Raw genomic sequence first — 22,135 nt, 5'->3', positions numbered from 1 at the left:
GCTGTGAGCGCGCGTGAGCCAACTCGGCGCAACCATCACCAAAGAAGGCATTCGCTTCGCCGTATGGTCCTCGTCGGCTCGGCGCATCTGGGTCTCGATTTTCGACGAGCGAGGAAGGCGCGAGATCGACCGGCTTGAACTGCAGCCCGAGGGCGACGGCGTGCATACGCTTTTTGTTGCCGGTCTCGCCGCCGGCACCCGATACGGGTTCCGCGCCGATGGCGACTACGCGCCGGAACAGGGGCTCTGGTTCGATCCCGACAAGCTGCTGGCCGATCCCTATGCCGTCGAGATCGACAGACCCTATGCCTATGACGGCCGGCTCGCCGCACGCCAGGGCGAGGGGGGCGACACGGCGTCGCTGATGCCGAAGGCCATTGCCGGCGCCTTGCCGGAACCCTTGCCCGCCTTGCCGCCTCTGTTTAGGCCCGGCGGCCTCATCTACGAGGTGCAGGTGCGCGCCTTCACAAAGCTGCATCCCGACATTCCCGAGAAGCAACGCGGCACCATTGCAGCCCTCGCTCATCCTCTTGTTGTCGAGCATCTGCAAAAACTCGGCGTTGCAGCCGTGGAGTTGATGCCGGTGACTGCATCGATCGACGAACGGCATTTGCCGCCGCTCGGGCTGGGCAACGCCTGGGGCTACAATCCCGTGACCTTCATGGCGCTGGATCCGCGACTGGCGCCCGGCGGTCTGGCTGAGCTGCGCGAAACGGTCGCCGCGCTGCGCGAGGCCGGCATCGGTACCATTCTCGACCTGGTGTTCAACCACACCGGCGAAAGCGACCGGCTCGGCCCGACATTGTCGCTGCGCGGGCTCGACAACCGCGCCTACTACCGGCACGAGGCCGACGGCGCTCTGGTCAATGACACCGGAACCGGCAATATGGTTGCCTGCGATCATCCGGTCGTCCGGGAAATGGTCCTCGACACGCTTCGCCACTTTGTCCAGCACGCCGGTGTCGACGGGTTCCGCTTTGACCTGGCGCCGATCCTTGGCCGCGTCGACGGCGTTTTCGACGCCGATGCGCCGCTGCTGAACGCCATTCGCAACGACCCAGTTCTTGCCGACCGTGTGCTGGTCGCTGAGCCCTGGGACATCGGACCGGATGGCTATCAGCTCGGCAATTTTCCGCCGCCCTTCCTCGAATGGAACGACAAATACCGTGATGATATCCGCCGCTTCTGGCGCGGCGACGGCGGCATGATCGGTGCGCTGGCGACGCGGCTTGCGGGGTCGTCCGATGTCTTTGCCAAACCAGGCCAGGCAACGGTCCGCAGCATCAATTTCATCGCCGCACATGACGGGATGACACTGGCCGACATCGTTGCCTATGAACACAAGCACAACGAGGCCAATGGCGAACAGAACCGCGACGGCCACGACGACAACCTGTCCTGGAACAATGGCGTCGAGGGCCAGACCGACGACCAGTCAATCGTTACGGCCCGTTTCGATGACCAACGCGCACTGCTGGCGACGCTCTTTGCCTCGCGCGGCACGATCATGCTGACGGCCGGCGACGAATTCGGCCGCACGCAGCGCGGCAACAACAACGCCTACGCGCAGGACAATGACATCACCTGGCTCGACTGGGCCGGGCGCGACCGGGCGCTGGAGCGGTACACGGCTCTGCTCGCCAAGATGCGTCGTGCCGCGCCGGCGCTTTTGGACGCAAGCTTTCTCACCGGCGAGCCTGCGGCCGGCTCGGAAATAGCTGACGTCGTCTGGCTGAGCGAAACCGGCGTGCCGCTCGACGAAGCAGCCTGGCACGATCCTAGGCGGCATCGGCTGGTCATGGTTCTCGGCGATGAGGACGGTCGCCTTGCCGTGATCATCAATGGTGACCGTCGGGCCTGCATGTTCACGCTGCCGGAACGGGCGGGTTTTCATTGGTGCCCAGCCATCGAAACGGATAGTGGCGATATCTCACGGCCGGTTTTGGGGCGAACGGTCATATTCATGATCGAAAGCAGGGCCGCGCAGGCGGGCGCAGGGGAGAGCCATGATGGCTGACAATGCCCAATGGTGGCGCGGCTGCGTCATCTACCAGATCTACCCGCGCTCCTTCCAGGACACGACAGGCGACGGTAGCGGCGATCTCCTCGGCATCACCTCGAGGCTGGCCAATGTCGCATCGCTCGGTGTCGACGCCGTTTGGCTGTCGCCTTTCTTCAAGTCGCCAATGGCCGACATGGGCTACGACGTATCGGATTACTGCGCCGTCGATCCGATGTTCGGCACATCAGAGGATTTCGACGCGCTGATTGCAGAGGCGCACCGGCTCGGCCTGAAAGTGATCATCGACCAGGTCTTGTCACATTCGTCGGATCGGCACGAATGGTTCGTCGAAAGCCGCACGAGCCGCGATAACGCCAAGGCCGACTGGTACGTCTGGGCCGATGCGAAGCCCGACGGCACCGCGCCCAACAACTGGCTGTCGCTTTTCGGCGGCCCCGCCTGGGAATGGGACGCAACGCGCAGGCAATATTACCTGCATAATTTCCTCGCCTCGCAGCCGGACCTGAATTTCCACAATCCGCAGGTGCAGGACGCCTTGCTGGAAACGGTGCGGTTCTGGCTCGAGCGTGGCGTCGACGGTTTCCGGCTGGATACCGTCAACTATTACGTCCACGACCGCTGGCTCCGCAGCAACCCGCCTTTGGCGGAAAGCGTCGCCGGCACCAATACGGCAACCAGCCCCTATTTTTACCAGGAGCATCTGTTCGACAAGACGCAGCCGGAAAACCTGGCTTTTCTCAGGCGCTTCCGGGCGTTGCTTAACGAGTACGAAGGCCGCGCCGCGGTCGGCGAGATTGGTGACGAAAGCCGTTCGTTGCAGACACTTGCCGCCTACACGGGCGGCGGCGACAAGCTCCAAATGTCCTACACGTTCGACCTGCTTGGCCCGCAATTCTCCGCGGCGCATGTGCGCGGTTGTGTCGAGGCCTTCGAGAGTACGGTGTTCGACGGCTGGGTTTGCTGGGCATTCTCCAACCACGATGTCGTGCGCCATGTCAGCCGCTGGACAAGGCCGGGCGGCGATCCGGACAGCGTGGCGAAATTCTCAATCGTGCTGCTTTCTTGCCTGCGCGGGTCGATCTGCCTCTATCAGGGCGAGGAGCTCGGGCTGGAGGAGGCCGAACTGGCGTTCGAGGATTTGCGCGATCCTTTCGGCATCCGCTTCTGGCCGGAGATCAAGGGGCGGGATGGGTGCCGCACGCCGATGGTCTGGGAGGCTGGCGCCGATAATGCCGGCTTTTCAACCGGCAAGCCGTGGCTTCCGGTCCCGGCAAACCATCGCGCCCGCGCGGTCGATGTCCAGGACGGCGAGCAAACCTCCGTCCTGGCGAGCTACCGGGCGATGCTGGCCTTGCGCAAGCAGCATCCGGCGCTGGTTCGAGGCTCGATCCGGTTTCTCGATGCTGAGGGCGACGTCCTTGCCTTCATTCGCGAAGGCGGTGACGAAAAGCTGCTCTGCGTCTTCAATTTTGCCGATGAGCCGGCCGGCTGGCAATCGCCGCCGGATCTGGATGTGATAGAGCCGATAGATCTTGGCAGTACTACCGGCGTCTTGCAGGAAGGAGCTCTATCCCTGCCGCCGCTCGGCTGCTTTCTCGGCCGGATCGGCTGATCTCTATTTGATCTCATTGAACGAGTACGGAGCGCCCGCAAGTCGCGCCGACAACCCGGACATCGGCCTCGCCGACATGCACGCCAAGCGCTGCAAGAACGTTATAAACCAGTGCGTCGACAGGCGCCGTCACGCCGTTCAGAACCGTTACCACCGCCGGCTTCACCGTTCCGAGCAGAGCCGTCACGTCCAGCCCGAGGCCCAGCGCATTGACCGAGAGCGACAGCCCGCTGACCAGTGACGTGGTGAGCGATTGCGTCAGGTTCTTCGTCGAAACCGTCTTTATCGTCTTGTTGGCGATATCGGTGCTGTCGAACGTCAATGTGGTCGGATCGTTGTTGGTGATCGCAAGTGCTGAAGAACCCTTCACATCGAGCAGATTGAGGGTGAGCAGCAGGAGCTTCACGCTTACCTGTGCAATCGTGGCATCGGAGAACGATTGCGGATTGCTGAAATCGGCGAAGGCCGATGGGTTGTTGTCGGCGTCGCTGGCGGCAAGGTGCAGCGAGGCCACGCCAGGCTGCGCGGCGATCGAGACCTTGATGCTATCCGGCCGGCCCGTCGGGCAGCTGATGTCGGTTAGTTTGGCTTCCGCATAGGCGACTTCGACATGCAGAGGCAGGTTGACGGATAGCAGACTGATGCCGCCGCCGAGATTGGAATTGCCGATGCCGACTGTGGTGACCAGCTTGATTCGTGTCTGCGCAGTGCGCACCACGGTGCCTTTTTCCCCGACGGCCAGCCAGGGTGAATATTGCATCGGTTCACCGATGGCGACGGCGAGCGTGGTGGAGGTAAGTCCCGGAATAGTGGCGCCGAGATCGACCTGGACCTGGTTTGAGCCATTGGCCAGCGAGGCGGCGGCACCCAGCATGCCCATCGCGCTTGCGTCGACGGAAAAGCCTGGAGACTTTTGTCCGAGGCCGAGCTTGCCGATCGAACCAAGGTCGACAAGATGATTGAGCGGTATCTTGGCCGTGTTGGTAGCCCTCGACGCGATTGTCTGTAGGACAAGTTTGCTGGCGCTGCCCGTCCCCGAAGCATTGGCCATGGCGGTCGCGATCTGGCCTACCGTCGCTTTCGAGGCCAGCACTTCGGAATAGCTGACGCCGGTCAGTTGCAACTGCACCGCAAGGGCATCGACGAACGAAAGCACGTTGACGTCGGCCGAAATCAGCGCGTTGTAGTCCATGACGCTGAGCGAGATGTTTCCGCCCAGCAGCTTACTGAGAAGCGCGTTGAGGATGCCGCCGTTGACGCTGAGAAGCCTGGATCCGACCGAGAACATCGCTTGCGGCGTCATGCTGGCAATGGCTTCGGTGCCGACAACCGGAGTAGGGATGAGCGAACTGGCGAAATACCGGGCGGGGATTTTGTGTAGAGTGACGCGAACGGCGTTGTAAGGCGTTTTACCGGCTTCGAAGCGCTTGTCGACCCCGACCGAGGACGCCGCTGAGTATCGGCCGCCGGTGACGGACACGACGGTTTTCCCAACCGTGGGAACGATTGTCTCACCCGGCTTTTGAACAATGATGCCGGGCATTCGGTTGTCACTGAGCGTGGTTACCGCCGCGGCTTCCATATTGTTGATGTTCGACGCCGCGGTGATCGCCGCCAGATCGGTCATCGCCTGGGCTTCCCTGCGCTCCGTGTAGATCGAACCTTCGTCGACAGCGAAGGCCGCCAGCCCCAGCGCGAATGGCGCTATCAGCGCCGTCATGACGGCAAAGTTCGCCTTCTTGTCGCCAACGATGGAGCGAGCGATCCGCCCGATGCCCCTCAGCAAGAACTGCGACATTTCAAATGCCTCCAATCCTGATGGTAGACCTGCGCGAGATCGTGGTTTGCGGCATCGCAAGGCTGGGCAACAGGTTCCAGATCGGCAGGTTGCTGGCATCGTACTGGATCGACACGACGAACTGATTTCCGTCGGCCGTGCTGTCCGTCGCCTGATAGGTCAGCTTGCCGGAATCGACGAACGGGTATCCACTGGCATTGTTTTTGACGAAACCCGCCACCAGCGCCTGGCGCTCGGTTTGGTTCAATCCGGCAATTGCAGTACGGGCGGCATCGGCGGCGATTTGCTGCAACGAGTTGCTTGCACCAAAATAGATACCATATGCAACCATTCCGAGTACGAGCAGGATAAAGATCGGGGAAAGCAGGGCGAATTCGACCGCGGAAGTTCCGGATTCTTCTCCAATTTTGCGTAGATTTGCCCTTATTGGGCGCAATATTTTACGCTTTAATGTGACAGTATTACTGTCTATCTTGTTCATTGCCCTTGCCCGTTGGACCATAAAGGTCGATGTGCCGAACCCATCGGGATTTGTAACCCTTGGTTGCCTAAGAACCAATTAATACATTCCGGTAAACTGAAATGATCAGCCAGATTATCGGCGTTCTGGCCAGGAAACCCAGCCAAACTCATGCTTTCGATCATTGATTGGCGGTTCGCAAAGCGGCTGCCCCGGCCCCCTTACTTTGGGTGACCCCGAGAGTCTGTTGAAATAAAAAATCTCCACGTTACTGTTTGGCCACCAGCTGCCGGAAAGGGAACCGGCTGCGCGCTCGAAAGGAACCAGCCAATCGGTTTCGGGGCGTCAACACTTAGAGACGTAGCTGAAGGGCGACGTCATTAGGGAGAACTCCATGCTGAAACATGTGCTGAAGGCGACGGTACTCGCCACGACCATGGTCTTGGCCGCCGGTACGTTCTACACGCCGGCTTTCGCCGAAACCGTCTACAACCGCGGAGCCGCCGCCGAAGCGGAGACGCTCGATCCGCACAAGACCTCGACGGTCTACGAAGCCGATATCATACGCGACCTGTTCCAGGGCCTCGTCATGCATGACCAGAAGACGAACCTCATTCCGGGCGCAGCCGAAAGCTGGACGGTGTCCGACGACGGCACTGTCTACACCTTCAAGCTGCGCAAGGACGGCCTCTGGTCGGATGGCAGCCCGGTGACGGCGGACGACTTCGTTTATTCGTTCCGTCGGCTGGAAGATCCGGCCACCGCTGCCGAATACGCTTCCATGCTCTATCCGGTGAAGGGTGCCGAGGAAGTCAACACCAAGAAGGGAAAGCCGGAGGATATGGGCGTCAAGGCGATTGACGCAAATACCCTCGAAGTCACCCTCAAGGCGCCAACGCCTTACTTCCTGGAGATGCTGACCCATCAGGCGACCTTTCCGGTTAACAAGGCGTCCATCGAAAAGCTTGGCGCCGACTGGATCAAGGCAGGCAAGCTGGTCTCCAACGGGGCCTTTACAGCGGCGGAGTGGATTCCCAACGACCATCTCAAGCTGGTGAAGAATCCGAAATTCTGGGACGCCGCCAGCGTCAAGTTAGACGTGGTCAACTACATCCCGACCGAGGATCGCTCGTCTGCGATGAAGCGCTTCGAGGCCGGCGAATTCGACAGTTACGGTGACCTGCCGACGGAACAGCTCGCCGATCTCAAGTCCAAATTCGGCGACCAGGTCCGTGTCGGGCCATATCTCGGCACCTACTATTATGCGATCAAGACCGACAAGGCGCCGTGGGACAATGTCGAACTGCGCAACGCCATCTCGATGGCGATCGATCGCGACTTTCTCGCCGAAAAAGTCTGGCAGAATTCGATGCTGCCCGGCTATTCGATGGTGCCTCCGGGCATCGAGGGCTACACGCCGGCACTGGCCAAATACGCTGACATGCCGCAGATCGACCGCGAGGATGAAGCCAAGAAAATCCTGGAGAAGCTCGGCTATACGCCCGAGCATCCGTTGAAGATGCAGATCCGCTACAACACCTCGGAAAACCACAAGAACACCGCTGTCGCCATCCAGGAACAGCTGAAGCCGCTTGGCGTCGAGGTCACGCTGCTCAACACCGATACCAAGACCCACTACTCCTTCCTTGAGCAGAAGGGCGACTATGATGTGGCGCGTGCCGCGTGGATCGCCGACTACAAGGATCCGGAAACCTTCCTTGGCATCACCCGCAAGGCCAGCGGCAACAACTATTCGAGCTACGTCAGCCCGAAATACGAAGAGGCCATGGACAAGGCCGCCGCCGCCGGCGGCAAGCCCGAAGAGCGCATGAAGGAACTCGCCAAGGCCGAGCGCATCCTCGTCGACGATGTCGGTAACATCCCGCTTCTCTACTACAGCTACCACGACATCGTTTCCTCGAAGCTGCACGGCTTCGACGACAATGTGATGGACATCCATCCGTCCCGCTTCATCAGCAAGGACTGATCCCTTAGCCAGGCCGCCGCGCAACTCGATGCGCGGCGGCGCTGGTTTGCCATCGCATCGGCCCGGGAACCGGATTCGATTTTCGACAATGTCGGTGCGAAGATTTGAAGGCTAGAGCGCAATCGTCCAGTTGGACGCGCGCTGCTCTGGATCAAGCGGGGCACCGATGCTGCGTTACGTATTTCGGCGGCTGCTGACCGCCATCCCGACGCTGTTCGTCATCGTGACCATAGCGTTCTTCCTGATACGCGTCGCGCCGGGCGGCCCGTTCAACCAGGAGCGGGGCCTGAGCCCCGAGATCAGGGCCAATCTCGAAGCCCAGTTCGGGCTCAACGACCCGCTCTGGCTGCAGTACCTCCATTATTTAGGCAATCTTCTGCGCGGCAATTTCGGCCCCAGCTACAACATGCCGGATTTCACCGTCGGCGAGTTGTTCAGGGAAGGCCTGCCTATCTCGATCCAACTCGGCGCTTCGGCGCTCGTTCTGGCGCTGCTTCTCGGCAGCGTGCTCGGCACTGTTGCCGCGCTCAACCAGAACAAGCTTGCCGACTATTCGGTGATCGCGTTGGCGACCGCCGGCAGCACCATTCCGACCTTCGTCATCGCTCCGGTGATCCAGCTTGTATTCGGATTGACCTGGAAGCTGCTGCCGATCGGCGGCTGGGGCGATGGAGCCGTCATCAATAAGGTCGGCCCGGTGCTGACGCTCGCTCTGCCGCAGATCGCCATCGTCGCTCGATTGATGCGCGGCTCGATGATCGAATCGCTGCACTCGCATCACATCCGCACCGCCCGCGCGCTTGGGTTGTCGAACTGGTCGGTCGTCGTCAAGCATGCGCTGCGCGGCGCCATCCTGCCGATCGTCTCCTTCACCGGTCCGGCGGCCGCAGCCCTTCTCACCGGCTCGATCATCGTCGAGACCATCTTCTCTATCCCGGGCATCGGCCGCCATTTTGTCGTTGCCGCACTCAATCGCGACTACACACTGGTGATGGGGACGGTGGTGGTCATCGCGCTCTTCACCATTGTCTTCAACCTGATCGTCGACGTCCTCTATGGTGTCGTTGATCCGAGGGTGCGCTATGACTGATATCGCAGTTGCAGCACCGGTCGTCGGCCGATCCCTGTGGGGGGATGCGTGGGCGCGCCTCAAGGCCAACCGCGCGGCCATGTTCAGCCTCTATTATCTTGCCTTCATCGCCGTCATCAGCGTGTTTGGACCCTCTTTCGTGCCGCACCAATACACCACCATCTATGGCGACTATGTCCGCACGCCGCCGAGCTTCTCCGCCTATCCAAAGGCCGACATGATCGAAGGCGCTCTCGACGAGGCGATCAGGCGTATGCGCGTCGACATCAAGGAGTGGCGGCAGGAGGGCAGCCGTGTGTTCGTTACCGTCAGATCGTCCAAGCCGATCGACGACCGCAACATTCGCTACCTTGATCGTTCCGATACCTTCGATGACACAAAGATCGAGAGCAAATCGCCGGACGGTCTCGAAATGGTGATGAGTGCATCGATCAAGCAGCAATATTTCCTGTTCGGCACCGACAATACCGGCCGCGATCTCCTGTCGCGAACGCTGATGGCCGGGCGCATATCGCTGGCCATCGGCCTGCTTGCCGGCATTGTGGCGGTGGTGATCGGCGTGCTCTATGGCGCCACCGCCGGCTTTGCCGGCGGCAGGGTCGACGAGGTGATGATGCGTATCGTCGACGTGCTTTATTCTTTGCCGTTCATCTTCTTCGTCATCATGCTGGTGGTGTTCTTCGGCAGGAACTTCGTGCTGATGTTCCTGGCCGTCGGCGCCGTGCTGTGGCTCGACATGGCGCGCATCGTGCGCGGACAGGCGCTATCGATCCGCCGGCAGGAATATGTCCAGGCGGCGGAGGCGATGGGCGTCGGGCAGCGCGGCATTCTGCTGCGCCATGTGATCCCCAATTTGCTCGGGCCGGTGGTGATCTACATGACGCTGCTGGTGCCGCAGGTCATCATCCTGGAGAGTTTTTTGTCGTTCCTCGGGCTCGGCGTCCAGGAGCCGATGACCAGCTGGGGCGTGCTGATTTCGGTCGGCGCCCAGAATATCGGCTCGGCCAACTGGCTGCTTTTGTTCCCGGCCTTCTTTCTCGTCTCGACATTGTTCGCGCTGAATTTCGTCGGCGATGGGCTGCGCGACGCGCTCGACCCGAGGGATCGTTGAGATGGCTGCTTCCGAAACCATTCTCAGCGTCAAGGATCTTCGCGTCCGCTTCCGCACGCTCGACGGCGTGGTGGAGGCGGTGAAGGGCATCAATATCCATGTTAAATCAGGCGAGACGGTAGCCGTCGTCGGCGAATCCGGCTCCGGCAAGAGCCAGACGATGATGGCGGCGATGAGCCTGCTGGCCTCGAACGGCGAAGCCACCGGGAGCGTCGACTACCGCGGCCGCAATCTTTTGACCCTGAGCAAGCCCGAGCTCAACAAGATCCGCGGCCGCAAGATCAGCATGATCTTCCAGGAGCCGATGACTTCGCTCGACCCGCTCTATTCGATCGGTAGCCAGTTGATCGAACCGATCCGCAAGCATCGCGGGCTTGGCGCCGCCGAGGCGCGCGAAGAGGCGCTCAAGCTGCTGCGGCTGGTCCATATTCCAGATCCGGAGCGGCGGATGAAATCCTATCCGCACGAGATGTCGGGCGGTCAGCGCCAGCGCGTCATGATTGCCATGGCGCTGGCCAATGACCCCGACATATTGATCGCCGACGAGCCGACGACGGCGCTCGACGTGACCATCCAGGCGCAGATCCTCATGCTGCTCGCCGAACTGCAGCGCAAGCTCGGCATGGCGATCGTCTTCATCACCCACGATCTCGGAATCGTCAGGCGCTTTGCCGACCGGGTCTATGTGATGCGCTATGGCGAGGTCGTCGAGGAGGGCGAGGCGGAAGCAATCTTCGTCAACCCGCAGCACGCCTACACCAAGATGTTGCTTGCCGCCGAGCCGACCGGCACCAAGGCCCCGCCGCCTCCGAATGCCCCCGTCCTGCTCGAAGGCAGGAACGTCGAAGTGACCTTCAAGATCGGCGGCGGCTTTCTTGGTGGAGAACCGCTGATATTGCGCGCTGTCGATAGCATTTCGATCCGGCTGAAGCGCAACCAGACCATCGGCATCGTCGGCGAATCCGGTTCGGGAAAGTCGACGCTCGGCCGCGCCTTGCTGCGGCTCCTGCCCAGCGACGGCATCATCCGGCTTGGCGACCGCGACATCTCCCACGCCGACCGCCAGGCGATGCGGCCGCTGCGGCGCGAATTGCAGCTGGTCTTCCAGGACCCGTTCGGCTCGCTGTCGCCGCGCATGACCGTCGGCCAGATCATCACCGAAGGGCTCCTGGTCCACGAGCCCAATCTGTCGGGCAGGCAGCGCGATCTCCGCGCCGTCGATGCCTTGCTCGAAGTCGGGCTCGACCCGAACACGCGCAACCGCTATCCGCACGAATTCTCCGGTGGTCAGCGGCAGCGCATCGCCATTGCGCGCGCCATGATACTGAAGCCGAAAGTGGTGGTGCTGGACGAGCCGACCTCGGCGCTGGACCGCTCCGTGCAGAAGCAGATCGTCGAATTGCTGCGCAAGCTGCAGGCCGACCACGAACTGTCCTATCTGTTCATCAGCCACGATCTCGCGGTCGTGCGCGCCATGGCCGACTACATCATCGTCATGAAGCAGGGCAAGATCGTCGAGGAGGGGCCGTCCGAGGCGATCTTCAGCAATCCGCAGGCAACCTATACGCAGACACTGATGGCCGCGGCCATCGATGTGACGCGATTTCGCCTGAGCGCATAGCGCGATTGGTCAGAACTGCGGCGGAAGGTGGTTGTTTCGGGAACAAGAACAGCTAAGCCGCTGTTTTTTCTGGTCGGAGTGGCAGGATTTGAACCTGCGACCCCATCGTCCCGAACGATGTGCGCTACCAGGCTGCGCTACACTCCGTGACCAGACCGCGGGCTTATAGCCGCCGCATTTGGTTACTGCAAGCGCCAATGGCAGCGCTTCCGTCGCATTTCTTTCGCTTTAGCCGCTACGTCATACAGGTTTCAGTTTCCTGTCGCACAAACACGGCTTAAAGGGGCTTCTAGGTAACCGTCCACTTGCCTCGAAGCATCTGATTCAGCCGCCTGGAGTTGCAGCCTTGTCGATGAAGATCGTTAGCGATGTCAAACCAAACACTTTTGAGTTCGAAACCTCGGCGTTGATCAAGCCATCCGGGTTTCGCGAATATGATGCGCGCTGGTGGTTTGGCCATCCCGGTTCGAACGAGCCGCCGGAGCTCAATCTGATCGGCGTCCAGGCGCTCGGCATGGGGCTCGGCACGCTGATCCGCCGTCTGGGTGCCGGACCCGACATCGTCACCGGTCACGATTTCCGCTCTTATTCGCTTGCCATCAAGCTGGCGCTGGTTTCCGGGCTGATGGCCGCCGGCGCGCGGGTCAAGGATGTCGGGCTGGCCTTGTCGCCGATGGCCTATTTCGCCCAATTCGCGCTCGACACGCCGTCCGTCGCCATGGTCACCGCCTCGCATAACGAGAATGGCTGGACCGGCGTCAAGATGGGCGCGGCGCGCCCGCTGACTTTTGGTACGGAGGAGATGAGCGCGCTGAAGGCGATCGTGCTCTCAGGCGATTTCGACCTTGTCGGTGGCGGCTCCTATGACTTCGTTGCGGATTTCCGCAAAACCTACCTCGACGATCTGACAGCGGGAAAGCGTATCTCGAGGAAGCTCAAGGTGGTGGCCGCCTGCGGCAACGGCACCGCCGGGGCTTTCGCTCCCGAGGCACTGAAAAGGATCGGCTGCGAGGTGATTCCGCTCGACGTCGCGCTCGATCATGCGTTTCCGAATTACAATCCCAACCCCGAAGACATGAAGATGCTGCACGCCATTCGCGACAAGGTGCTGGAAACTGGCGCCGATGTTGGGCTCGGCTTCGACGGCGACGGCGACCGCTGCGGCGTGGTCGACAATGAAGGCAACGAGATCTTCGCCGACAAGGTCGGCGTCATGCTTGCGCGCGACATCTCACACCTCTATCCCGGCTCGACTTTCGTCGTCGACGTCAAGTCGACCGGATTGTTCATGACCGACAAGGTGTTGCGGGAAAATGGCGCGGTCACCGACTATTGGAAAACCGGTCATTCCTACATCAAACGGCGCGTCGCCGAACTCGGCGCTGTCGCCGGTTTTGAGAAATCGGGCCACTTCTTCTTCAATCCGCCGATTGGCCGCGGTTATGACGATGGCCTGGTCACGGCCATTGCTATATGCCAGATGCTGGATCGCAGCCCGCAAAGCAGCATGGCCGACCTCTACCGCGATCTGCCGCTGACGTTCGGCACGCCGACCATGTCGCCACACTGCGCCGACGAGCTCAAATACGGCGTCGTCGAGCGGGTCGTAGGCGATGTTCGCAAGATGAAGGACGAGGGCGCAGTCTTCGCCGGCCAGAAGATCGCCGAGCTGATCACCGTCAACGGCGTCAGGGTCGTGGCGGAGGATGGTACTTGGGGGCTGGTGCGGGCATCATCGAACAAGCCGGAGCTTGTGGTGGTGGTCGAAAGCCCGGTATCGTCCGAGCGGCGTCGCCAGATGTTCGAAGCCGTCGACGCGGTGCTGCGCCGCAGCCCGGAAGTCGGCGCCTACAATCAGACCTTTTGAGCGGGACTTATTTTCATGACCGAACGGATCGTCAGTTTTGTGATGAGCGGCGGCATCGGCTCGCGGCTGTGGCCGCTGTCGCGCGAGGACAATCCCAAGCAGTTCCATGATTTCTCCGGCGACGGCTCGATGCTGGCCAAGACGCTACGCCGGCTGACTGCGCGGCCGGAAGGCGAAACGCCGGTTTTCCTGATTGCCTCGGAAAGGCACGCCGACCGCGTTCATGCCGACATTGCCGGCCACGAGCTTTCCGGCGGCGGCCCGCTGTTCGAGCCGACCGGACGCAACACTGCCGCGGCCGTCGCTTTGGCAAGCCTGCGCACTTTGTCCGAATTCGGCGACAGCCTGGTGCTGGTGGTGCCGTCCGACCATGAGATCGCGACCGCGCAGCAATTCTGGCGGAGCGTCGAGGCCGGCACGGCGGCGGCGCGCGAAGGCAGGCTGGTGGTGTTCGGCATCAAGCCCACCCAACCGGAGACCGGGTATGGCTACATCGAGGTGGCCGGCGAGCGCGATGGCATCTGCGATGTCTCGCGTTTCGTCGAAAAACCCGATCTCGCCACCGCGCAGAGCTATCTTGAGGCCGGCAATTTCTACTGGAACACCGGCATCTTCCTGTTTCGCGCCAGTGCCATGCGCGACGCGTTCATGGCTTTCCAGCCAGACATCTGGAGCGCCACAGAGGCTGCCTACCAGGCTGCGACATCGGATCTTTCCGGCCTCTACATGCCTCTGGAGCTCTATGCCGCCATCCCTTCGACATCGATCGACTATGCGATCATGGAGCGCGCCAGCGGCATCGCCATGGTGCCGGCCGGCTTTCGCTGGAACGATCTCGGTTCCTGGCAATCGCTGCTCGATGTCGGGCCGTCCGACAAGCAGGGCAACGTCATTGTCGGCGACGTCGTCGCCATCGATTGCGAGAACTCCTATATCCGCAGCGACGGCCGCCTGCTGTCGGCCATTGGCCTGAAGGACGTCGCCATCGTCTCGACCGCCGACGCCACTTTCGTCGCGCCGGTCAGCCACAGCCAGAACGTCAAGAAGATCGTCGAGCAGCTCGAAAAGAGCGGCCGCCTGGAGACCAGGTTCACGCCCGCCGACGATCGCGTCATCGAAAGCGGCGCCTGGCAACGCCGCGTGCACCATTGGCTGTTCGAGGAGACGGTGCCGCTGTGGTCGACGATCGGCGTCGATGAGCGCCATGGCGGGTTCCATGAGGCGCTCGGTTTCGACGCCACCCCGCTGATGAAACCCAAGCGCATGCGCACGCAGGCCAGGCAGATCTATGCCTTCGCCGTCGCCAAGGCGCGCGGCTGGAACGGCCCGGCCGATCGGCTGATTAGCCACGGCCTCGAATTCATGGCCAGGAACGGCCGCACCGATAATGGCGGCTGGGTGCGCACGCTCAACGTCGACGGCACCGTCGCCGATGCCGCCGAGGATGCCTATGACCATTCCTGCGTGCTTCTGGCGCTGGCGCATGCCCATATGTGCGGCAATCCGGATGCATTGCGGCTTGGCGAGGAGACCTTTGCGTTCATCGACGCGCATCTCGAGGACGAACGCCTGACCGGCTTCCGCGAGACCTCGAGCGGCGAGGGCGAACGCCGCTCCAACCCGCACATGCATCTGCTCGAGGCGTTTTTGGCCTGGCATCAGGCGACCGGCGAGCGCGCCTATCTTCGCCGCGCCGCGCGCATCGTCGATCTGTTCCGCAGCCATTTCTTCGACCCGGAAAGCTGGACGCTGGGTGAGTATTTCGACAATGAATGGCGGCCAGCCCCTGGCGAGAAAGGCACGTGGACCGAACCGGGCCATCATTTCGAATGGGCCTCGCTGCTGGTCGACTTCGCGGGCCGCAGCGGCCAAAGCGGCTTGACCGGCCTCGCCAGGAAACTCTACGCGTCGGCGATTGCCAATGGCCTGAACCGCGCCACAGGCCTCGCCTACGGCGCCGTCTCGCGGCAAGGGCTGCCGCTCGACCGCGTCTCGCGCAGTTGGCCGCAGGCCGAAGCAATCAAGGCAGCGATCGCGCTGGACGGCTCGGGCGGTCCCGACCTGAAGCCGGAAATCGAGGCGCGTGTCGGCCGGCTGTTCCGCTGGCACATCAATCCGGCACCGCTCGGCCTGTGGATCGACCGCATCGACGAGCGTGGCCGCTCGCTGGCAAGCGAGGTGCCGGCCAGCATCTTCTACCATCTGGTCTGTGCGCTGACGCAGTATCTGGACGGTACGGCCCGCAAGGATCAGTACGGGCTGGCGACATCACCGGTCTCGACGTAGACCGACTTTAGCTGCGAATAGAGTGCCAATGCCGCGAGCGAATTCTCGCGGCCGATGCCGGACTGCTTGAAGCCGCCGAACGGGATTTCGACCGGCGTCAGATTGTAGGCGTTGATCCAGCAGGTGCCGGCCTGCAATTCGGCGATGACACGGTGGGCGCGCGCCAGGTCGCGCGTGAACACGCCTGCAGCGAGGCCGAATTCGGTGTCGTTGGCGCGCTCGATCACCTCGTCCTCGCTGTCGAACTTCAGCACGCTCATGACAGGCCCGAAAATCTCCTCGCGGGCGATGCGCATCGTGTCGGTGACACCGGTGAACACCGTCGGCTCGACGAAGAAGCCGCCCTGAAAACCCTGCAGCGAAGGCACATTGCCGCCGCAGGCGAGCACCGCACCATCCTGCTTGCCGGCCTCGATGTATGAGACGACCTTGTCGTGCTGCGCCTTCGAGACCAGCGGCCCCATCTGCGTGTCCTGGTCGAGCGGGTCGCCGATGCGGATTTTCTTGGTCCGCTCGGTCAGCCTTTCGACGAAACGGTCATGGATGCTGCGCTGCACGAAGACCCGTGTGCCGTTGGAGCAGATCTGACCGGTCGAATAGAAATTGCCGAGCATCGCGCCGCCGATGGCGTTTTCGAGGTTGGCGTCTTCGAAGACGATCAGCGGCGACTTGCCGCCGAGCTCCATCGTCGCGTGCTTCATCTTCGAGCCGGCGAGCGACAGCACCTTGCGGCCGGTCGGCACTGAGCCGGTCACCGAGACTTTGGCGACGACCTCATGGCCGACAAGGCCGGCGCCGACATCGCCAAAACCTTGCACGACATTGAACAGCCCGTCGGGCAGCCCGGCCTCGGTGTAGATTTCGGCGAGCGCCAGCGCTGAAAGCGGCGTGTTTTCCGACGGTTTGAACACCATCGCATTGCCCATGGCGAGGGCGGGTGCGGATTTCCAGCCGGCGATCTGGATCGGGTAGTTCCACGCGCCGATGCCGACGCAGACGCCGAGCGCCTCGCGCCTGGTATAGGCAAAGGGACCGCCGAGATCGACGGCCTCGCCATTAAAGGCGGCGACCGCGCCGCCGAAATATTCGAGGCAATCCGCCGCCGAAGGGGCGTCCGCAACCAGCGTCTCCTGGATCGGCTTGCCGGTGTCGAGCGTCTCGATACGCGCCAAATCGGCATTGCGGGCGCGCAAAATGTCGGCGGCACGGCGCAGTATGCGGCCGCGCTCGACCGGCTTCAGCCGTGCCCAGGCCGGCTGTGCCGCACGCGCGGCTTCGATCGCGAGTTCAAGCACGTTCGGCGTCGCCGAGCGCAGCATGGCAATGGTCTCGCCGGTCGCCGGATAGATGACCGGCAGCGGCGCGCCGCGCTCGTCGTCGATATAGCGGCCGTTGACATAATGCGATGCCGTTGGCTGGGCGCGCATGACTGTTCTCCAATCGTCTTTCGCGGCAGGCGGAATGTGCGTCCGCCGGATCATGGCCTATCTGTCCGACGCCTGCCAGCGCGGATTGATCCATGGTTCCTGGTTGGACGGCGCCAGCGGCGAGCGCCCGAGAACGTGGTCGGCGGCCTTCTCGCCAGTCATGATCGACGGCGCGTTGAGATTGCCATTGGTGACGCGCGGGAAGATCGAGGAATCGGCGACCCGCAGCCCTTCGACGCCGATGACGCGGCATTCCGGATCGACGACGCTCATCGCATCGTCGGCACGGCCCATCTTGCAGGTGCCGCAAGGGTGATAGGCGCTTTCGGCGTGGTCGCGGATGAAGGCGTCGAGCTCGTCGTCCGATTGTACGTGCGAACCCGGCGACAGTTCCTTGCCGCGGTAAGGATCGAAGGCCGCTTGCCCGAAGATCTCACGGGTCAGCCGGATGCAGTGGCGGAACTCCGTCCAGTCGTCCGGATGCGACATGTAGTTGAAGCGGATCACCGGCTTCGATTTGGGATCGGGCGAGCGCAGCGTGACCGAACCGCGCGACTTCGACCGCATCGGCCCGACATGCGCCTGGAAGCCATGCGCCTTCGCCGCCGCCTTGCCGTCATAGCGGACTGCTGCCGGTATGAAGTGATACTGGATATCGGGATAATCGACGCCGGCGCGCGAGCGCACAAAGGCGGCCGCCTCGAAATGATTGGTGGCGCCGAGGCCGGACTTGAAGAACAGCCACTGCGCGCCGATCAATGCCTTCGAGAACGGGTTCAAGATGGAGTTCAGCGTGATCGGCTTTGTCGATTCCTGCTGGATGTAGAGTTCCATGTGGTCCTGCAGATTGCGGCCGACGCCGGGCCGGTCGACAATCACCGGAATGCCGTTCTCTTTGAGGTGCTGGCCGGGGCCGATGCCGGACAGCATCAGGATCTTGGGCGAGTTGATCGAGGACGCGGCAACGATCACCTCACGCCGCGCTCTGATCACCTGAATCCGCTTGCGCGCTTCGATCTCGACTCCGGTGGCGCGTTGATTCTCGATGATTACCCGTCGGGCGAACCCCTTGACCAAGCTGACATTTTTCCGCCTGAGTGCCGGCCTGAGATAGGCGCTCGCCGCCGACCAGCGGCGACCGCCACGAATGGTCTGCTCCATCGGCCCAAAACCTTCCTGCTTCGCGCCATTGTAATCATCGGTTAGCTCGAAACCGGCCTGACGGCCTGCCTCGACAAAGGCGCCGTAGAGTGGATTGGTCCGCGAGCCGCGCTGCACAGTCAGCGGGCCGCCATGGCCGCGCCAGCCATTCTCGCCGCCATTGCTGTCCTCCATTCGCTTGAAGTACGGGAGCACGTCTGCGAAGCCCCAGCCGGCCGCGCCCTGTTCGGCCCAATGGTCGAAGTCGCGGGCATGGCCGCGCACATAGACCATGCCGTTGATCGAGGATGAGCCGCCGATGACCTTGCCGCGAGGCGTTGCCAGCACGCGGCCGCCGAGATGCGGCTCCGGCTCGCTGGCAAAGCCCCAGTCGTAGAGGCTCATGTTGAGCGGGATCGACAGCGCCGACGGCATCTGGATCAGCGGCCCGATATCGCTGCCGCCATATTCGATGACGATCACCGAATGCTTGCCGTCCTCCGACAGCCGGTAGGCCATGGCCGAGCCGGCCGAGCCGGAGCCGATGATGACGAAATCCGCTTCAAGCATGGTTCATGCGCGCCCATGGTTCATATGCGCAATGAAATCGGCCAGCGAGACGTTGCCGCCGGTTGCCACTACGAGAACGGTCTTGCCGGTCACGTCGACCTTGCCGCCGAGCAACGCCGCGAGTGAAGCAGCGCCCGAAGGCTCGAGCACCAGCTTCAGCCGCTCGAAGGCGATCCGCATAGCGCGCCGCACCGAAGCATCGTCGACGGTGACGCCGCGAACGCCGGCGGTCTTCACCGCTGCGAACGGCGCGTCGCCAGGCCGCCGCGACATCAGCCCGTCGCAGATCGATTTCGGCCCGATCGGCATGGTTTCGATGGCGCCATGTGCCAGCGACGAGCCCATGCCGTCAAAACCTTCCGGCTCGACGCCGATGATCTTCGTGGCTGGCGACAGGTAGTGGAAGGCCAGCGAAACACCGCCGATCAGGCCGCCGCCGCCGACCGAGCAGAACAAGAGATCGGCCTCGGTTTGCCTGGCGGCGAGCTGGTCGAGTGCCTCCAGCCCGGCACCGGCCTGGCCGGCGACGATCTCCGGATCGTCGAACGGGTGCAGCAGCGCCAGGCCTTCGCTCGCGGCGATCTCGCGCGCCCTGGCGGCAGCGACTTCCTCACGCGCGCGCTCGCCATGGTCGGTCAGCACGACGTGCGCGCCGTAGCCCGATGTGGCGTCGCGCTTGGCGGCCGGCGCGTCGATCGGCATGACGATGGTGACAGGAATGCCGAGCGCCTGGCCCGCCGCCGCCAGCCCTTGCGCGAAATTGCCGGAGGAATAGGCGACGACGCCCTTTTTGGCTTCGTCAGGCGACAGCCGCTTCAGCCGCCAGTAGGCGCCGCGCACCTTGAACGATCCTGCCCATTGCAGCGACTCGGCCTTGACGAAGAAGCGGGCGGCGCCGGTCTCGCGGGCGAGTGCCGCCGATTCCAGCAGCGGCGTGATCTGCGTCGCCTTGGAGGTGGCGGCATAGGCCTGCCTGAGATGGTCGAGCGAGGGGACGAGACTGTCTGCCATCATTTGCCTCGCGGAAAGCGCTTCTGCTCTTCGAGCAGGTCGAGGTTCATGTGATTGCGCATGTAGCGCTCCGATGCTTTCTGCAGCGGCTGGAATTCCCAAGGGTAGTGGGTGCCGTTGCGCAGCGCCGGGTAGACCACCCAGCGGCGTGCCTGGCTGGCACGCACCGCGGCATCGAACGCCGCCATGTCCCAGCGCTCCCGCACCTTGCCGGTGAAAGCCGCGACCAAAGCCGCATTGGCCGGATCGGCGGCGAGGTTGGTCAATTCCAGCGGATCCGATTCAAGATCAAACAGTTGCGGCGGATCGATCTCGCAATGGATGAATTTGTAGCGGCCCTCGCGCATCGCCACCATCGGCGCGTTCGAGCCTTCGGCTGCATATTCCATCAGCACCGGCGCGGAGCGTTTCCTTCCGTTCAGCAGCGGCAGTAGCGACTGGCCGTCGGTCCACGGCGCAATCGCGCTGATGTCGATGCCGGCGAGATCGCAAAGCGTCGGCGTCACGTCGAGGTTGGAGACCGGCGTGTCGATCAGCCCGGTGCGTATGCTCTTGCCGGCGATCATCAGCGGCACCCGCGCCGAACCTTCGAAGAAGCACATCTTGAACCATAGGCCGCGCTCGCCGAGCATGTCGCCGTGGTCCGAGCAGAACAGGATGACCGTGTCGTCGAGCATGTGCGTGCGCTCGAGCACCGACAGCAACTCGCCGAGCTTGTCGTCGAGATAGGAGATATTGGCGAAATAGCCGCGCCGCGCGCGGCGGATCTGCTCCGCGGTGATGTCAAAGCTATCATAGTCGCTGGCGCGGTAGAGCCGCTGCGAATGCGGGTCCTGCCTGTCGTAGGGAATGAAGCCGATCTCGGGCTCGAGCGCCGGGCAATCCTCGTAGAGGTCCCAGTAGCGCCGCCGTGCGACGTAGGGATCGTGCGGATGGGTGAAGGAAACCGTCAAGCACCAGGGCCGATGTGCGACGTCGTCGGAGACGCGGGCAAGATCGTAGAGCTTCTGCACCGCATGGAAGGCGACCTCGTCGTCATACTCCAGCTGGTTGGTGATTTCGGCAGTTCCGGCACCGCTCACTGAGCCCAGATTGTGATACCACCAGTCGATCCGCTCGCCGGGCTTGCGATAGTCCGGCGTCCAGCCGAAATCGGCCGGATAGATGTCGGTGGTCAGCCGTTCCTCGAAGCCGTGCAACTGGTCCGGCCCGACGAAATGCATCTTGCCAGAGAGGCAGGTGTGATAGCCGGCGGCGCGCAGATGATGGGCAAAGGTCGGGATCGACGAGGTGAATTCGGCGGCGTTGTCATAGACCCCGGTGCGTGACGGCAATTGGCCGCTCATGAATGCGGCGCGGCCCGGCGCGCAGAGCGGCGAGGCGGTGTAGTTGTTGCAAAAACGCGCCGAACGCGCGGCGAGCGCCTTCAGATGTGGCGCGTGCAGGAAGTCTGCCGGCCCGTCTGGAAACAGCGTTCCGTTGAGCTGATCGACCATGACGATCAGGATGTTGGGTCGCTTGGATGTCACTGCTTCTGCCGTCCGCTAAGCTTCATTTCGAGATAGTCCTCAACCAGTGCGATCGCGGTCGCGGCATCGGGCACGCCGTCCTTCAGCGCGCGCCTGATATAGAGCCCGTCGATCAGCGCCGCCGTCGCTTCGGCAACCCGGTCGGCCTCGCTTCTCGGCAGGATACCGGTCAGCCCGCTAAGCAGATTGGAATGCAGCCGCCGTGCATAGACCTTGAGCAGCCGGCGAAGTGCTGCCGATTTCTGCGCCTCGACATAGAAGGCGAGCCAGGCGGCGATCGTTTCCGGCTGGAACTGGACGTCGGAGAAATTGACCGCGACCACTGCCGAGACGCGCTGGCGCGCCGTGCCGGCCGTGCGAAGCGCGCGCCGCGTATCGGCGGTGAGCCCGCTCAGGATGTGCCGCATCGTCGCCAACAGCAATTCGTCCTTGGCGCCGAAATAATGGTGGGCAAGCGCCGAGGACACGCCGGCGCGCCCGGCGATTTCCGACATCGTGACATCAAGCGAACCGCGCTCGCCGATCGCCGAGATCGTTGCGTCGATGAGCGCCTTGCGGCGCAACGGCTCCATTCCGAGTTTCGGCATTCTTGCTCCGGCCTGT

Annotated in this window: 15 protein-coding genes and 1 tRNA gene; 8 read left to right on the top strand and 8 right to left on the bottom strand. The window is 62.7% G+C overall.

What is annotated here, in order from left to right:
* Nucleotides 1-13 precede the first annotated feature (13 nt).
* Together glgX and bglA are read left to right on the top strand one after the other, a co-directional pair.
* Entirely contained in the window at nucleotides 14-2,017 is a 2,004-nt protein-coding gene (gene glgX, locus NKH63_RS24115) for a glycogen debranching protein GlgX (protein WP_023718445.1), read from the top strand.
* Entirely contained in the window at nucleotides 2,007-3,635 is a 1,629-nt protein-coding gene (gene bglA, locus NKH63_RS24110; protein ID WP_352483651.1) for a beta-galactosidase BglA, read from the top strand. Before glgX ends, bglA begins: the two co-directional genes overlap by 11 nt.
* 13 nt (nucleotides 3,636-3,648) lie before the next feature.
* On the opposite strand, the gene NKH63_RS24105 is transcribed toward bglA, so the two are convergent.
* Both NKH63_RS24105 and NKH63_RS24100 read right to left on the bottom strand, forming a co-directional pair.
* Nucleotides 3,649-5,433, bottom strand: coding sequence for a pilus assembly protein TadG-related protein (locus tag NKH63_RS24105; protein WP_023718443.1), 1,785 nt, complete (start codon nucleotides 5,431-5,433; stop codon nucleotides 3,649-3,651).
* A gap of 1 nt (nucleotide 5,434) precedes the next feature.
* Nucleotides 5,435-5,914, bottom strand: a complete 480-nt coding sequence (locus NKH63_RS24100) for a TadE family protein (RefSeq protein WP_084642568.1) — start codon at nucleotides 5,912-5,914, stop codon at nucleotides 5,435-5,437.
* A gap of 373 nt (nucleotides 5,915-6,287) precedes the next feature.
* Here NKH63_RS24100 and NKH63_RS24095 point away from each other — a divergent pair, with 373 nt between their 5' ends.
* The 4 genes from NKH63_RS24095 to NKH63_RS24080 all read left to right on the top strand — a co-directional run bounded on the left by NKH63_RS24095 (nucleotide 6,288) and on the right by NKH63_RS24080 (nucleotide 11,702).
* A complete protein-coding gene (locus NKH63_RS24095; protein ID WP_023718441.1) occupies nucleotides 6,288-7,880 on the top strand; it encodes a peptide ABC transporter substrate-binding protein in 1,593 nt (530 codons plus the stop codon).
* Between the two features lie 166 nt (nucleotides 7,881-8,046).
* Nucleotides 8,047-8,970 carry an ABC transporter permease subunit gene (locus NKH63_RS24090; RefSeq protein ID WP_023718440.1) on the top strand — a complete coding sequence of 308 codons (924 nt, stop codon included), beginning with the start codon at nucleotides 8,047-8,049 and terminating at the stop codon, nucleotides 8,968-8,970.
* The gene (locus tag NKH63_RS24085) at nucleotides 8,963-10,081 is read left to right on the top strand and encodes an ABC transporter permease (protein ID WP_023718439.1); all 1,119 of its coding nucleotides are present in this window, start codon (nucleotides 8,963-8,965) and stop codon (nucleotides 10,079-10,081) included. Before NKH63_RS24090 ends, NKH63_RS24085 begins: the two co-directional genes overlap by 8 nt.
* A gap of 1 nt (nucleotide 10,082) precedes the next feature.
* The gene (locus NKH63_RS24080; RefSeq protein WP_023718438.1) at nucleotides 10,083-11,702 is read left to right on the top strand and encodes an ABC transporter ATP-binding protein; all 1,620 of its coding nucleotides are present in this window, start codon (nucleotides 10,083-10,085) and stop codon (nucleotides 11,700-11,702) included.
* A 70-nt stretch (nucleotides 11,703-11,772) separates the two neighbouring features.
* Here NKH63_RS24080 and NKH63_RS24075 read toward each other — a convergent pair.
* A tRNA-Pro gene (locus NKH63_RS24075) sits at nucleotides 11,773-11,849 on the bottom strand.
* Between the two features lie 205 nt (nucleotides 11,850-12,054).
* Between NKH63_RS24075 and NKH63_RS24070 the strand changes: the two genes are divergently transcribed.
* Together NKH63_RS24070 and NKH63_RS24065 are read left to right on the top strand one after the other, a co-directional pair.
* Nucleotides 12,055-13,569, top strand: a complete 1,515-nt coding sequence (locus NKH63_RS24070) for a phosphomannomutase/phosphoglucomutase (RefSeq protein WP_502896356.1) — start codon at nucleotides 12,055-12,057, stop codon at nucleotides 13,567-13,569.
* Between the two features lie 15 nt (nucleotides 13,570-13,584).
* Nucleotides 13,585-15,855 carry an AGE family epimerase/isomerase gene (locus tag NKH63_RS24065; RefSeq protein WP_023718436.1) on the top strand — a complete coding sequence of 757 codons (2,271 nt, stop codon included), beginning with the start codon at nucleotides 13,585-13,587 and terminating at the stop codon, nucleotides 15,853-15,855.
* Here NKH63_RS24065 and betB read toward each other — a convergent pair.
* From betB to betI, 5 genes are read right to left on the bottom strand one after another with little or no spacing between them, the layout of a single operon-like run.
* Nucleotides 15,819-17,282 carry a betaine-aldehyde dehydrogenase gene (gene betB, locus NKH63_RS24060; RefSeq protein ID WP_023718435.1) on the bottom strand — a complete coding sequence of 488 codons (1,464 nt, stop codon included), beginning with the start codon at nucleotides 17,280-17,282 and terminating at the stop codon, nucleotides 15,819-15,821. The genes NKH63_RS24065 and betB overlap by 37 nt on opposite strands.
* A 57-nt stretch (nucleotides 17,283-17,339) precedes the next feature.
* Nucleotides 17,340-18,992, bottom strand: coding sequence for a choline dehydrogenase (betA, locus tag NKH63_RS24055; RefSeq protein WP_023718434.1), 1,653 nt, complete (start codon nucleotides 18,990-18,992; stop codon nucleotides 17,340-17,342).
* Nucleotides 18,993-18,995: 3 nt separating this feature from the next.
* Nucleotides 18,996-20,003 carry a threonine/serine dehydratase family protein gene (locus NKH63_RS24050; protein ID WP_023718433.1) on the bottom strand — a complete coding sequence of 336 codons (1,008 nt, stop codon included), beginning with the start codon at nucleotides 20,001-20,003 and terminating at the stop codon, nucleotides 18,996-18,998.
* Nucleotides 20,003-21,532: a choline-sulfatase gene (gene betC, locus NKH63_RS24045; RefSeq protein WP_023718432.1), complete on the bottom strand. Its 1,530-nt coding sequence runs from the start codon at nucleotides 21,530-21,532 to the stop codon at nucleotides 20,003-20,005. The genes NKH63_RS24050 and betC overlap by 1 nt, the downstream gene beginning before the upstream one ends.
* A complete protein-coding gene (gene betI / locus NKH63_RS24040) occupies nucleotides 21,529-22,119 on the bottom strand; it encodes a choline-binding transcriptional repressor BetI (RefSeq protein WP_023718431.1) in 591 nt (196 codons plus the stop codon). The genes betC and betI overlap by 4 nt, the downstream gene beginning before the upstream one ends.
* Nucleotides 22,120-22,135: the final 16 nt, after the last annotated feature.

Origin of the sequence: Mesorhizobium sp. M0960, assembly GCF_040319055.1 — a bacterium.
In the GTDB taxonomy this organism is placed as follows: Bacteria; Pseudomonadota; Alphaproteobacteria; order Rhizobiales; family Rhizobiaceae; genus Mesorhizobium.
Note: the sequence above shows the minus strand (reverse complement) of the source record. Positions and strands in the feature narration are given on the sequence as shown.

What these genes read in the sequence shown, in the direction of transcription:
- NKH63_RS24080 (WP_023718438.1), top strand. Translation starts at nt 10,083, where the DNA reads ATGGCTGCTTCCGAAACCATTCTCAGCGTCAAGGATCTTCGCGTCCGC.
- NKH63_RS24050 (WP_023718433.1), bottom strand. Translation starts at nt 20,003, where the DNA reads ATGGCAGACAGTCTCGTCCCCTCGCTCGACCATCTCAGGCAGGCCTAT.
- betI (WP_023718431.1), bottom strand. Translation starts at nt 22,119, where the DNA reads ATGCCGAAACTCGGAATGGAGCCGTTGCGCCGCAAGGCGCTCATCGAC.
- bglA (WP_352483651.1), top strand. Translation starts at nt 2,007, where the DNA reads ATGATGGCTGACAATGCCCAATGGTGGCGCGGCTGCGTCATCTACCAG.
- NKH63_RS24085 (WP_023718439.1), top strand. Translation starts at nt 8,963, where the DNA reads ATGACTGATATCGCAGTTGCAGCACCGGTCGTCGGCCGATCCCTGTGG.
- betA (WP_023718434.1), bottom strand. Translation starts at nt 18,992, where the DNA reads ATGCTTGAAGCGGATTTCGTCATCATCGGCTCCGGCTCGGCCGGCTCG.
- NKH63_RS24090 (WP_023718440.1), top strand. Translation starts at nt 8,047, where the DNA reads ATGCTGCGTTACGTATTTCGGCGGCTGCTGACCGCCATCCCGACGCTG.
- NKH63_RS24095 (WP_023718441.1), top strand. Translation starts at nt 6,288, where the DNA reads ATGCTGAAACATGTGCTGAAGGCGACGGTACTCGCCACGACCATGGTC.
- betB (WP_023718435.1), bottom strand. Translation starts at nt 17,282, where the DNA reads ATGCGCGCCCAGCCAACGGCATCGCATTATGTCAACGGCCGCTATATC.
- NKH63_RS24070 (WP_502896356.1), top strand. Translation starts at nt 12,055, where the DNA reads ATGAAGATCGTTAGCGATGTCAAACCAAACACTTTTGAGTTCGAAACC.
- NKH63_RS24100 (WP_084642568.1), bottom strand. Translation starts at nt 5,914, where the DNA reads ATGAACAAGATAGACAGTAATACTGTCACATTAAAGCGTAAAATATTG.
- NKH63_RS24065 (WP_023718436.1), top strand. Translation starts at nt 13,585, where the DNA reads ATGACCGAACGGATCGTCAGTTTTGTGATGAGCGGCGGCATCGGCTCG.
- NKH63_RS24105 (WP_023718443.1), bottom strand. Translation starts at nt 5,433, where the DNA reads ATGTCGCAGTTCTTGCTGAGGGGCATCGGGCGGATCGCTCGCTCCATC.